Origin of the sequence: Streptomyces sp. NPDC090045 (assembly GCF_044747975.1) — a bacterium.
Taxonomy (GTDB): Bacteria; Actinomycetota; Actinomycetes; order Streptomycetales; family Streptomycetaceae; genus Streptomyces.
In genome coordinates this window covers 175,340-187,542 of the sequence record NZ_JBIVFA010000002.1, presented here as the reverse complement: position 1 = coordinate 187,542, position 12,203 = coordinate 175,340, and the positions used below count along the sequence as shown (strand labels likewise).

The 12,203-nt window shown below is 72.2% G+C and carries 13 protein-coding genes; 7 read left to right on the top strand and 6 right to left on the bottom strand.

Annotated features, from left to right (window positions below):
- Positions 1-12: 12 nt before the first annotated feature.
- Positions 13-372 (bottom strand): NADH-quinone oxidoreductase subunit A, encoded by a 360-nt coding sequence (locus tag ACIPYQ_RS05805; protein WP_030010013.1) that lies wholly within the window; start codon positions 370-372, stop codon positions 13-15.
- 790 nt (positions 373-1,162) lie between these two features.
- Between ACIPYQ_RS05805 and ACIPYQ_RS05800 the strand changes: the two genes are divergently transcribed.
- Positions 1,163-2,014 carry an NlpC/P60 family protein gene (locus ACIPYQ_RS05800; RefSeq protein WP_361753736.1) on the top strand — a complete coding sequence of 284 codons (852 nt, stop codon included), beginning with the start codon at positions 1,163-1,165 and terminating at the stop codon, positions 2,012-2,014.
- A gap of 78 nt (positions 2,015-2,092) precedes the next feature.
- Here the strand turns inward: ACIPYQ_RS05800 and ACIPYQ_RS05795 are convergent, their stop codons facing one another.
- Both ACIPYQ_RS05795 and ACIPYQ_RS05790 read right to left on the bottom strand, forming a co-directional pair.
- Positions 2,093-3,052, bottom strand: a complete 960-nt coding sequence (locus tag ACIPYQ_RS05795) for a hypothetical protein (protein WP_401246554.1) — start codon at positions 3,050-3,052, stop codon at positions 2,093-2,095.
- A 23-nt stretch (positions 3,053-3,075) separates the two neighbouring features.
- Complete coding sequence (locus tag ACIPYQ_RS05790; RefSeq protein ID WP_401246551.1) at positions 3,076-3,486, bottom strand: hypothetical protein; 411 nt, start codon at positions 3,484-3,486, stop codon at positions 3,076-3,078.
- 252 nt (positions 3,487-3,738) lie between these two features.
- Here ACIPYQ_RS05790 and ACIPYQ_RS05785 point away from each other — a divergent pair, with 252 nt between their 5' ends.
- The 5 genes from ACIPYQ_RS05785 (at position 3,739) to ACIPYQ_RS05765 (ending at position 8,496) form a co-directional block, all read left to right on the top strand.
- Complete coding sequence (locus ACIPYQ_RS05785; RefSeq protein ID WP_401246548.1) at positions 3,739-4,191, top strand: hypothetical protein; 453 nt, start codon at positions 3,739-3,741, stop codon at positions 4,189-4,191.
- Positions 4,188-5,828: a peptidoglycan-binding protein gene (locus ACIPYQ_RS05780; RefSeq protein WP_401246545.1), complete on the top strand. Its 1,641-nt coding sequence runs from the start codon at positions 4,188-4,190 to the stop codon at positions 5,826-5,828. The genes ACIPYQ_RS05785 and ACIPYQ_RS05780 overlap by 4 nt, the downstream gene beginning before the upstream one ends.
- 335 nt (positions 5,829-6,163) lie before the next feature.
- A complete protein-coding gene (locus ACIPYQ_RS05775) occupies positions 6,164-6,910 on the top strand; it encodes an ABC transporter ATP-binding protein (protein ID WP_401247663.1) in 747 nt (248 codons plus the stop codon).
- A complete protein-coding gene (locus tag ACIPYQ_RS05770; RefSeq protein WP_401246542.1) occupies positions 6,907-8,127 on the top strand; it encodes an ABC transporter permease in 1,221 nt (406 codons plus the stop codon). Before ACIPYQ_RS05775 ends, ACIPYQ_RS05770 begins: the two co-directional genes overlap by 4 nt.
- A 51-nt stretch (positions 8,128-8,178) precedes the next feature.
- Positions 8,179-8,496: a hypothetical protein gene (locus ACIPYQ_RS05765; protein WP_401246539.1), complete on the top strand. Its 318-nt coding sequence runs from the start codon at positions 8,179-8,181 to the stop codon at positions 8,494-8,496.
- Positions 8,497-8,533: 37 nt separating this feature from the next.
- On the opposite strand, the gene ACIPYQ_RS05760 is transcribed toward ACIPYQ_RS05765, so the two are convergent.
- Positions 8,534-9,817, bottom strand: coding sequence for a geranylgeranyl reductase family protein (locus ACIPYQ_RS05760; RefSeq protein WP_361753750.1), 1,284 nt, complete (start codon positions 9,815-9,817; stop codon positions 8,534-8,536).
- A gap of 97 nt (positions 9,818-9,914) precedes the next feature.
- On the opposite strand from ACIPYQ_RS05760, the gene ACIPYQ_RS05755 reads away from it, so the two are divergent.
- Positions 9,915-10,442, top strand: a complete 528-nt coding sequence (locus tag ACIPYQ_RS05755; RefSeq protein ID WP_401246535.1) for a GNAT family N-acetyltransferase — start codon at positions 9,915-9,917, stop codon at positions 10,440-10,442.
- 104 nt (positions 10,443-10,546) lie between these two features.
- Here the strand turns inward: ACIPYQ_RS05755 and ACIPYQ_RS05750 are convergent, their stop codons facing one another.
- Positions 10,547-11,443: a glutaminase gene (locus ACIPYQ_RS05750; RefSeq protein ID WP_401247660.1), complete on the bottom strand. Its 897-nt coding sequence runs from the start codon at positions 11,441-11,443 to the stop codon at positions 10,547-10,549.
- Positions 11,444-11,475: 32 nt separating this feature from the next.
- Positions 11,476-12,168, bottom strand: coding sequence for a demethylmenaquinone methyltransferase (locus tag ACIPYQ_RS05745; RefSeq protein WP_361753754.1), 693 nt, complete (start codon positions 12,166-12,168; stop codon positions 11,476-11,478).
- Between the last annotated feature and the right edge of the window lie 35 nt (positions 12,169-12,203).

Genomic DNA, 12,203 nt, shown 5'->3' with positions numbered 1-12,203 from the left:
AAATTCAGCCCCTCAGTCCCATTCCAGGCCGCCGCGGCGCCACACGTAGGCGTAGGCGACGAAGACGGTGAGCACGAAGAGCAGCATCTCGACGAGCCCGAAGATCCCCAGGGAGTCGAAGGTGACGGCCCAGGGGTAGAGGAAGACAACCTCGATGTCGAAGACGATGAAGAGCATCGCCGTCAGGTAGTACTTGATGGGGAAGCGGCCGCCGCCGGCCGGCATCGGCGTCGGCTCGATGCCGCACTCGTAGGCTTCGAGCTTCGCCCGGTTGTACCGTTTTGGGCCGATCAGCGTGGCCATGACCACGGAGAAGATCGCAAACCCTGCGCCGAGGGCGCCGAGCACGAGGATGGGTGCGTACGCATTCACGCTCCTCGCTCCTTCCAGTCGTCCTTGACCGTTGGACCGCCGCCGGCACCGCGTGCACCGCCTCGCGAAGATCGCGCCGTGATCGAGCGCTCGCATGTGAGGCAGTTCACAAGCCGGACTGGTGCGCATCTTATGCCTGCCCGTCTGTGATCTGCGACACGGGTTACAACACCGAGTTTGTGATCTCCACCACCTGACGAACGATCATGAAGCCCAATGAGTGGTGATCTTCATACGTGAAGCATCCACATGATCACCAAAGGTGACATCCGGCCCCGTTACCGCAGGTAGAGGGCGCGCAGCACTATCAAATGGTGGCCGGTGCAGGCAAATTGGCACCACGGGCACGGGGGTGGTAAGGGGATCGGCGTCGCCCGGTCGGGGGAGCCGGTGCGTACGGAGGTGGACGCGGGGCAGACGGGGGGCCGGGGAGCGCGCCGAGCGCGTGCATCCGTTCACGAACCTCTCGGCCACCTCTCGACCTCTTCACAGGAAGGTCACGGACGGACCACAGCGTCCGCATCGCGTGACGCTCCTGTGACCTGCGCCACTATGAATCTGCGCTTCCGAAAGAGGGCTTGGCCATCTGTACGGAGGGATGGTAGGTCGTGGATCAATTCGGACTTATTGCAGAAACCCCATGATCACAGGCTTGTGAAGGCCTGTCCGTTTCGCCCGTTACGGCGTCAATAAGGAGCCGGACGCGCCCGGTTAGCGCCGTTCGCGGGCAACTGTGGCGCAACCCACGTTTCTTGAAGGGACCCCGGGCGCCCTGATAGCGGTTGTCCTCATGTCCCACACCGCTCACATACCCAGCCACCGGAAGCCCCGTCGTAGCGCCTCGAAGCTCGCGGTCCGCGCCGGAGTTGCCGGTGGCGTCCTCAGCACCCTGGCCATGGCCGGCACCGCGAGCGCGTCCCCGTCCGAGCCCGTGGCCGAGACGACGCTCGAAATGCCGGTCCTCAACCTGGATCTGGCCGCCGAGGTCTCCTCCGCAGTCACCCAGGCGGCCGATCACACCCGCCTGGCCGCCGTCGAGGGCGAACTGACCGCCCAGGAGGAGAGCGCCCGCACCGGCGCCGCCGCCGAGGCGAAGCAGGCCAAGGAAGAGGCCCAGAAGAAGGCCGACGAGGAGAAGAAGGCGAAGGAGGAGGCGGACCGCAAGGCCGCGGCCGAGCGCGCCACCCGCTCCTCCGCCCGTACTTCCCTCAACACCACCTCGGCCTCCGGCTCCGGCTCCGGCTCCGCCGCCTCCCAGGGCACCGGTACCGTCACCGCCCCGGCCACCGGCTCCGCCGCCGCGATCGTCAACTTCGCCCGCGCGCAGGTCGGCAAGGCGTACGTCATGGGCGGCACCGGCCCGTCCTCGTTCGACTGCTCCGGCCTCGTCCAGGCCGCCTACCGCCAGGCCGGCATCTCCCTGCCGCGCATGTCCCAGGCGCAGTCCTCGGCCGGCACCTCGGTGTCCCTGAACGCCCTCCAGCCGGGCGACATCCTGTACTGGGGCTCCAAGGGCAGCGCGTACCACGTCGCCATCTACGTCGGCGGCGGCAAGTTCGTCGGCGCGCAGAACCCCAGCACGGGCATCGTCGAGCGCAACCTGAGCTACGACAAGCCGACGGGCGCCGTCCGCGTCCTCTGATCCTCCGGATCGTCACGAACGCACGGAAGGGCCGGTGCTCCCCCGCTCGGGGGTGGAGCACCGGCCCTTCGGCGCGCCTCAGACGAGGCTCGCCGCCAGCTTGAAGCGGGCGTCGCGCTGCTTCTTGTAGAGCGCCAGCGTCTCGGCGTGCTCCTCGACGAGCCGCTCCTGGTGGGCCTTCTCGACCGCGGCCCAGATCCCGACGAGGTTCACCTCGCGCTTGCACGCGACATCGGCCCTGGCCGCCGTGACGGCCTTCGCCCCGCCCTTGTCGTTCTCCAGCCCGACCTTCTCGATGACCTCGTACGGCGTGGCGATTCCGCCGTATCCCGACTTGTCCATGCATGCCGACCAGTTCTTCAGCATGCCGACGACCCGGGAGTCCTGCCGGGACCGCTCGTGCGCCTCCGAGGCCAGGCCGAACGTGAAGAGCAGGTCCACGCTGTCCTTGGTCGGGGCGTAGAGCTTCCGGTACCCCTCCCGGGCGCACCCGCCCGCCGGCACCTTCTGCCCGCCCGCGGTGAGGCCGCTGTCCAGCTGCGCGGCCTCCTCCTCGGTGTTCGCGTCGGGCGCCGCGCCGCCCTGGGCGCCCGGCTGTTCGCCGTTCATCACGACGTAGGCGCTGTCGCTCAGCTGCGGGGCCGGGGGCTTGGCCGGCATTCCCTCCCCCGCGGACTTGTCGTACCCGTGGGCCGCCGCGTACGCCGGATCGGCCAGGCCGAAGAGGTACCGGTGCCGGTCCTCGGCCGCCCCGCCGCCGGACGGGGCGGCCGCCCTCACCCCCTCGTACGTGAACCCGTACCGGGCCATGCACCGGGAGACCAGCATCTGCTGGACCTGGCCCATGCGGATCCGCTCGGCGTCGGTGTCCGTGTACGCGTCCATCGGGAAGGACAGCGCGGCCGTCGCCGGATTGGACTCGACGGGGCCGAGCTCCGGTTCGCCGTCCTCCGCACCGCCGGCGCCGGAGCATCCGGCCAGCACCGAGGCCAGCAGGACGACCGGGGCGGCTGAACGGAGGCGCCGGGCGGTGCGCATAGCGTGGAACTCCTTCGTCCGGATCAGGGGTGGAGGGTGTAGGTGGCCGAGCTGATCTTGTTCTTGAAGGTGGCCGAGGCGTTGCCGGAGTAGTTCGACGGGATCTCACCGACATTGCCGTCGATGTTCGCGTCGGTGGCGACCTTCCAGGCGTATACGTCGCGGTTCTTGTAGGACTCGGTGTTGTCGTTCACGAGGGCCCCGGCACCCGTGCACCCGCTCCTGAAGTAGTTGTCGTTGAAGTTCAGGTCCTCGCCGTACAGGTCAAAGACACAACCGGACTGATTCTGGTAGTAGAAAAGACCGAACTCGTGGACTTCCAGATTTCCGTCCTTGCCCATGGCCGCCGCCGGTCCGGCCGCACCCAGGAGAATCGCGCCCATCGATACGGCGGCGACGCCGCCCGTGGTCAGCGCGCGGAATGCCTTGTTCATGATCTGCCCCTCTGCAGGTGAAATGGTGGCGCAGAGCCGCAACCGTGATCACGACTCTCCGTCCGGCGGGATTCAACAGGTCAAGGCGCCGGAAAACCAAGCCCTTCTCACCTGATGGACAGTCATGTCTGGTTACTGACCAGGAACTTGTGCGCGCACTTTCTGCTACCTACTATCGCCCGGCGCGCACTCCTCGCACTTCTCGCACGGGCGCGCCGATCCCACTTCTACCGCCGCAAGGGAACTCCCGTCGTGCACGCACGCTATTTCGCTCCGCTCGTCCTCATATGCATTTCGCTGACGGGATGCGGCGGCGGGAACGACGAACCCAAGGCGAGCGACAGTCCGCCGCCCACCGCCGAGGAAATCGCTTACCACGACTGTTTGAAGAAGCAGGGCGTGGCCATCGTCTACACCGACTACGGCGCGCCCCGCGTGGACAAGTCGAAGCCCTGGAACGAGGAGGCGCACAAGGCCTGCGAGTCGATGCTGCCGGCCGCGGCGAAGCCCCAGCCGGCCGAGCCGGAGGTGCTCGCCGCCGCGCAGAAGGAGGCCGCGTGCCTGCGGGCGGAGGGCGTGTCCTGGTATCCGGATCCGGACCCGGTCACCGGCGAGATCGACCAGACCAAGGGCACTCCCGAGCAGTGGACCGCGCTCAAGCGCGACCACCTGGACGCGTTGCGGAAGTGCCGGCCGGAGAGATGAGCGAACTGGAGCAGGTCGTGCAGCACACCGAGGTCCCGGAGGACGACCGGAGCGGGCTGGCGCGGGGGCGGCGCGTGGTGCTCGGCGTCGTCGGCGGGGCCGCGCTGATGGCGATCGGGGGGCTGCTGGCCACCACCCTGGTGAAGTCCCCCGCGCAGGTGGCCGCGGAGACCGGACCGCCCGCGCAGGGGGCCCTGACGGCGGAGGTCGAACGGCGGGTGCTCGCGCAGACGCTGGTGATGCGCGGCTCCGTCGTCGCCGACCAGAGCGTCGAGGTGTCCCCGCAGGGGGTGCGCTCCGGTGACGGCTCGGGGTCGGGGGCGGCCGTGGTGACCAAGCTGCCGCCGAAGGCCGGGGACCCGGTCACGGCGGGGCAGCTGCTCGCCGAGGTCTCCGGGCGGCCGGTGTTCACCCTGCACGGCACCCAGCCGATGTACCGGGACCTCAAGCCGGGGGCCACCGGGGACGACGTCGCGCAGGTGCAGCAGGCGCTGCGCGAGCTCGGACACGGCACCGGCTCCGACCCGAAGGGCGTCTTCGGGGCCGGTACGAAGGCCGCGCTCGCCGCCCGCTACCGGGCCATCGGGTACGAGCCGCTGCCCGCGGTCGCCGACGGCGGCACGGCGCTCAAGTCGGCGCGCGAGGCGGTGCGGACGGCGACGTGGGCCGTCGAGGACGCGGTGGGCTCCGCCGGTTCCGCGGGTCAGGCCGGCGGCTCCACCAGCGGGCCGGGTGGCTCCGCCGGTTCCGCGGGTGCGAGCGTCGGCTCCGCCAACGGTCCGGGCGCGGGCCCGACGGGCGCACCCGCGGGCACCGGCTCCGGCAAGGGCGGAGCGGCGGCGGGGACCTCGGGTTCCGGCTCCGGCTCCGGCTCCGGGCGGGAGTTGGTGCGGGCGCGGCAGGCCCTCACGGAGGCACAGGCCGCGCTGGCGGCCGCCGAGGCCGCCGACGGTCCGATGCTGCCCGCCGCCGAGACCGTGTTCCTGGGCTCCTTCCCGGCCCGCGTCAGCTCCGTCGGCGCCCGCGTGGGCTCCCCCGTCTCGGGCCCGGTCCTCACGCTCTCCGCCGGGGAGCTCGTCGTCGAGGCCTACCTCAAGGACGACAAGAAGCAGCTGCTGCGCCCCGGCATGACGGTGGTGGTCTCCTCCGAGGTCTCCGGCACCGACATCCGCGGGAAGGTGGCGGCGGTCGCCGCCGAGCGGTCCGCCGCGCAGCCCGCCGGGCCGCCCCAGCAGCAGGCCCAGGGCCAGAACTCCAAGGGCGGCGGCGGGGACGGCACGGGCGGCGGCAGCGGCGGCGCCGACCTGGGCTACCGGATGGTGGTCCGCGCCGACCAGCCGCTGCCCGCCGGATTCGCCGGCCAGGACGTCCGGCTGACCATCGAGTCCGCCTCCACCGACGGCGAGGCGCTCGTGGTCCCCGTCACCGCCGTGTCGGCCGGCGCGGACGGGCGTACGGTCGTCACCGCCGTGTCCGCCGAGGGCACCCAGCGGCGCATCGAGGTGCGCACCGGCACCAGCGGCGACGGCTTCGTGGCCGTCACCCCGGCCCAGGCGGGCTCCCTCGCGGCCGGCACCCGGGTCGTGATCGGGGTCGCACCCCGCGGAACCCGCGAGACCCGCGGGACGACCAAATGAGACTCCTCCCCCGCCACTCCCACACCCCCTCCCCTGCCCCCAAGGCCCCCGAGGCCCAGCCCGCAGCCGGGGCACCCGCTGCGCAGGCCGGCGCCGGAGCACCCGTGTCCGAGGCCGAGGCGCTCGGCACCGCGACCGGGGCCCGCACACCCGGGTCCGACACCTGCGCCGGGGCGCCCACTGCCGAGGCCGGAGGCGGCGCACCCGGGTCCGAGGCCCCCGTGTCCGAGGCCGGAGCCGAGGACCGGGCCGGGGCCGGGGCCGGGATCAGGGCCGAAGCCGAGGCGCTCGGCTCCGCGGCTGGGGCCCGCACGCTCGCGTCCGACACCGGGGCCATGGCGCCCGCTGCCGTGGCCGGAGCCGGGGCATCCGAAGCCGCGGCCGGGGACGGGGGCCAGGGGACCGGTGGCGGGGGCGTTCCTGTGATCGAGTTTCGGGGGGTTGGGCTCGTCTACCCCGGGCCGCCGCCCGTCGAGGCGCTCCGCCCCTGCGAGCTGCTCGTGCGGCGGGGGGAGTTCATCACCGTCGTCGGGCCCTCCGGCTCCGGGAAGTCCACCTTTCTCAACGTCGCCGGGCTGCTCGACTCCCCCACCACCGGCCGGTACCTCCTCGACGGGATCGACACCGCCGCCCTCCCCGACCGGGAGCGCACCGCCCTGCGCGGCCGCCGCATCGGCTTCGTCTTCCAGTCCTTCCACCTGCTGCCCCACCGGTCCGCCCTGGAGAACATCACCCTCGCCATGCTCTACACCGGAATTCCGCGCGCCCAGCGCCTCGTACGGGCCCGCGAGGCCCTGGACCAGGTCGGTCTAGCGCACCGGGCCGGGGCCGTGCCCGGGCGGCTGTCGGGCGGTGAGCGGCAGCGCGTGGCCATCGCCCGCGCCCTCGTCGGACGGCCCTCGCTGCTGCTGTGCGACGAGCCGACCGGCAATCTCGACTCCGCCAACGCCGCCTCCGTCCTCGGGCTGCTGGACGAACTGCACGCCTCCGGAATGACCGTCCTCGTCATCACGCACGACCTCGAGGTGGCCCGGCGCGGCCGCCGGACCGTCACCATCCGCGACGGGCGGCTGCACCTGTGAGCACCGTCGAACCGACCCGGCTGTCCGTGCGCGACGCCCTGTCCGAGGCCGTCGCCGGCATGCTGCGCCGCCCCGGCCGGGCCGCGCTCACCGCCCTCGGCACCGTTCTCGGCGTCGGCAGCTTCGTGGCCGTCCTCGGCCTCACCGCCACCATCTCCTCGCAGATCGACGGCCGGTTCAACGTCCTGACCGCGACCGAGGTGAGCATCGAGGACGTCGCCGGCCAACAGGACGAGTTCGCCGGCCCCGGCTTCCCCGCCGACGCCGACCGCCGGCTGCGCGCGGTCGCGGGCATCGAGCACGCCGGGGTGATGTGGACGGTGCGGCTGGACTCGCGGACCTCCGTCGGCCCCCTGCCGTCCGGCGCCGGCGCGGCCACCACCGGCGTGGCCGTCGTCGCCGCCTCCCCCGGGGCCGTCGCCGCGCTCGTGCCGACCCTCCAGCAGGGACGGCTCTACGACGAGTTCGCCGAGCGCGGCCACGAGCGCGTCGTCGTCATCGGCAGCGGGCTCGCCGCCCGCCTCGGCATCACCACCCTGGCCACCCGGCCCGCCCTCTACATCGGCCAGGAGCCCTTCACCGTGGCCGGCATCGTCGCCGACCTGGAGCGCCGGCCCGAGCACCTGATGTCGGTCCTCGTCCCGCGCACCACCGCGGAGCAGCTGTGGGGTCCCCCGTCGCCCGGCTCCGCGACCATGCTGATCGCCACCGAGCTCGGGGCCGCCCGGCAGGTCGCCGACCTGGCCCCGCTGGCGCTGCGCCCCGACCATCCCGAGTACCTCAAGGCCGTCCCGCCGCCGGACCCGCGCACGCTGCGCTCCGGCGTCACCTCCGACCTGAGCGCGCTCTTCCTGCTGCTCGCCGGGATCTGCCTGGTCATCGGGGCCGTCGGGATCGCCAACACCACGCTCGTCGCCGTGCTGGAGCGGACCGGCGAGATCGGACTGCGCCGTGCGCTCGGCGCCCGCGGCCGGCACGTGTCGGCACAGTTCCTCACCGAGTCCGCGGCCCTGGGGGCCCTCGGCGGGCTGGTCGGCACCTCGCTGGGCGAGCTGACCGTGGTCGCCGTCTCCCTCGCCCGGGACTGGACCCCGGTGATCCACCCGGTCACCGTCGCCGCGGCCCCGCTCGTCGGCCTGGTCACCGGGCTGCTGGCCGGGCTCTATCCCGCCTGGCGGGCGGCCCGTGTGGAACCGGCCGAGGCCCTGCGAAGATAGCGGCGGCGCCCTGAACGTCAGAGCCGACCCGTCACCGGAGGTGGTGGTCCCGTGAACCCGGAGCCGTACGAGTCCCACGGCGCCGGCGACCCCACCGCCGTCCCGGCCGCGCTCGGGCTCGGCCTGCTCGCCGTGGGGGGCTGGCTGCTGACGACCGCCCGCCCCTGGCAGAAGCCGGGGCACCCGCTCACGCTGGGGCTCGGCTGGACCGCCTCGGGCGTGCTGCTGGTGTGCGGGCTGGTGCTGCTGGCGAGGTGCGTGCGTACGGTCCACGGCCGCCCGGACACCGAAACCGGCACCGGCACCGACCCGGACGTGAACGCGGGCGCGGCCGCGGCCCAGGCCACGACCGCGGACACGGAGGACTGAACGAGCGGCGCCCGCGCGGGCGCCGCCGCCGTCCGGTTCAGGCCTTCGGGGCCACCTTCGACAGGCCGTTGATGATGCGGTCCATCGCGTCGCCGCCCGTCGGGTCGGTCAGGTTGGCCAGCATCTTCAGCGTGAACCGCATCAGGACCGGGTGGGTCAGGCCGCGCTGCGCGGCGACCTTCATGACCTTCGGGTTGCCGATGAGCTTCACGAAGGCGCGGCCCAGCGTGTAGTAGCCGCCGTAGGTCTCCTTGAGCACCTTCGGGTAGTTGTGCAGCGCCAGCTCGCGCTGGGCCGGGGTGGCCCGGGCGTGCGCCTGCACGATGACGTCGGCCGCGATCTGGCCCGACTCCATGGCGTACGCGATGCCCTCGCCGTTGAACGGGTTGACGAGCCCGCCCGCGTCACCGACCAGCAGCAGGCCCTTGGTGTAGTGCGGCTGCCGGTTGAAGGCCATGGGCAGGGCCGCGCCGCGGATCGGCTGCGTCATGTTCTCGGGGGTGTAGCCCCAGTCCGCGGGCATCGAGGCGCACCAGGCCTTGAGGACCTCGCGCCAGTCCAGCTCCTTGAAGGCGGAGGAGGAGTTGAGGATGCCGAGGCCGACGTTGGAGGTGCCGTCGCCCATGCCGAAGATCCAGCCGTAGCCGGGCAGCAGCCGGTCCTGCGCGCCGCGCCGGTCCCACAGCTCCAGCCAGGACTCCAGGTAGTCGTCGTCGTGCCGCGGGGAGGTGAAGTAGGTGCGGACGGCGACGCCCATCGGGCGGTCCTCGCGCCGGTGCAGGCCCATCGCCAGGGAGATCCGGGAGGAGTTGCCGTCGGCGGCGACGACGAGCGGGGCGTGGAAGGTGACCGGGGTCTTCTCGTCGCCGAGCTTCGCCTGCACGCCGGTGATGTGGCCGGTGCGCGGGTCGCGTACGGGCTCGCCGACGTTGCAGCGCTCGTACAGCCGGGCGCCGGCCTTCTGCGCCTGGCGGGCGAGGGTCTCGTCGAAGTCGTCGCGCTTGCGGACGAGTCCGTAGTCCGGGTAGGAGGCGAGTTCCGGCCAGTCCAGCTGCAGCCGCTGGCCGCCGCCGATGATGCGCAGACCCTTGTTCCGCAGCCAGCCGGCCTCTTCGGAGATGTCGATGCCCATCGCCACCAGCTGTTTGGTGGCGCGCGGGGTGAGGCCGTCACCGCAGACCTTCTCGCGCGGGAACGCCGTCTTCTCCAGCAGCAGGACGTCCAATCCGGCCTTGGCGAGGTAGTAGGCGGTGGTCGAGCCGGCGGGCCCGGCCCCGACGACGATCACGTCCGCGGAGTGTTCGGAGAGGAGCTCGGTCACTGCGGGGTCTCCCGAAGGCTCGATAAAGGGTGCCCAACGGCACCGGACATGTGCAGTCTATGCAGCGAGAGAGATCACGATCCGAAGGGTGCCTCCCATGAACACCTCGCCGACCCGGCCGCTCCCCGCCGTACAGCTCCGCGTGCCCACGGACGAGGACGCGCATGCCTGGCACGCGGCCTTCGCCGACCCCGACGTCATGGAGTTCCTGGGCGGTCCCGCGGAACTGTCCGCGTACGAGGAGTTGTCCGCGCGCCAGCGCATGCACGACGCCCAGCTCGGCTACTGCCTGTGGACCCTGCTGGACGGGGAGGGCGCGGTGATCGGCTTCACCGGCGCGCAGCCGTGGCCGGCGGAGAAGTCGTGGGGGCCGGTCGGCGAGATCGAGATCGGGTGGCGGCTGGGGCGCTCCGCGTGGGGGCAGGGCTACGCGTATGCCGCTGCGCTGGCCACGCTGGACCGGGTCCGGGCGGCCGGGGTTCCGTACGTGGTGGCGATGATCGACGCCCGCAACGCGCGGTCCGTCGCGGTGGCGGAGCGGATCGGAATGGAGCTGGCCGAGGAGTTCACCACGCCGGCCGGCAACCCGGCCCGCCGCTACGAGCTGGCGCTCGGCCGGAGCTGACCGGGGCCGCTGCGCGGAGCCGTCTCCCCGCCCCGCCCTTTCACCGTTTCTCCCCCAGCTACCGCTGGGAGGTGCCCCCGGCAGCGGCGCCGCGCGGGTCCGTGTCAGAAGACGGAGAGGCCTGTCAGGGTGGTGAAGCGGTCCAGGGCGGCTACGCCTGCGACCGAGTTGCCGCGGGCGTCGAGGCCGGGGCTCCAGACGGCCAGGACGCACTGGCCCGGGACGACCGCGACGATGCCGCCGCCGACGCCGCTCTTGCCCGGCAGGCCGACGCGGTACGCGAACTCGCCGGCCGCGTCGTACGTCCCGCAGGTCAGCATCACCGCGTTGATCTGCTTGGCCTCGCTGCGCGTCAGCAGCCGCGAGCCGTCCGCCCGGAGCCCGTGCCGGGCCAGGAACCGTCCGGCGCGGGCCAGGTCGGCGCAGCTCATCTCGATGGAGCACTGCCAGAAGTAGTGCTCCAGCAGTGCGGGCACCGGGTTGTCGATGTTCCCGTACGAGGCCATGAAGTGGGCGACGGCCGCGTTGCGGTCGCCGTGCTCCTGTTCGGAGGCCGCGACGTCGGCGTCGAAGCCTATGGCGGGGTTCTGGCTCTCCTGCCGCAGGAACTCCAGCAGTTCGCTGCTCGCGTCGCCGGTGAGGGTCTGGAGCCGGTCGGTGACCACGAGGGCGCCCGCGTTGATGAACGGGTTGCGCGGAATGCCGTTCTCGTACTCCAGCTGTACGAGCGAGTTGAACGGGTTGCCGGAGGGCTCCCGGCCGACCCGCTCCCACAGGCTGTCGCCGCCCTCGGCCAGGGCCAGGGCGAGCGCGAAGACCTTGGTGATGGACTGCGCGGAGAACGGGACCTGCCAGTCGCCCACCCCGAAGACGTTCCCGTCGAGGTCGGCGACGGCCATCCCGAAGTGCCCCGGGTCGACGGAGGCGAGCGCCGGGATGTACTCGGCCGGGGTGCCGCTGCCCAGCAGCGGGGCGATGTCCGCCACGATCCGCTCCAGCAGCGCACCGTAGTCGAAGGGTGCGGTGTCCACCCTCAGGCCTTGGTGCCCCGGTGCAGTGCGACGATGCCGCCGCTGAGGTTGCGCCAGGCGACCTTGGACCAGCCGGCCTTCTGCAGCAGCGCGGCGAGCGCGGGCTGGTCGGGCCATTCGCGGATGGACTCGGCGAGGTACACGTACGCGTCGGGGTTGGACGACACGGCGCGGGCCACCGGCGGCAGCGCGCGCATCAGGTACTCGGTGTAGACGGTCCGGAACGGCGCCCACGTGGGCTGCGAGAACTCGCAGATCACGACCTGGCCGCCGGGCTTGGTGACCCGGTACAGCTCGCGCAGGGCGGCGTCGGTGTCCTGGACGTTGCGCAGGCCGAAGGAGATCGTCACGGTGTCGAAGACGTCGTCCTTGAACGGCAGCTTCGTCGCGTCGCCGGCGGTCAGCGGAAGCCAGGAGTTCCGCTTCTTGCCCTCCTGGAGCATGCCCAGGGAGAAGTCGCAGGGGACCACATACGCGCCGGTCGCGGCGAAGGGCAGCGAGGAGGTCGCCGTGCCGGCGGCCAGGTCGAGGACCTTCTGCCCGGGGCGCGCGCCGACCGCCTTCGCGACCTCCTTGCGCCACACCCTGTCCTGGCCGAGGGAGAGCACGTCGTTGGTCAGGTCGTAGTTCGCCGCGACCCTGTCGAACATGGAGGCGACTTCGTGCGGCTGCTTGTCCAGGGAGGCCCTTGTCACTGGCGTTCGCCCCTCGGTGTGCGATGCGGATCGGC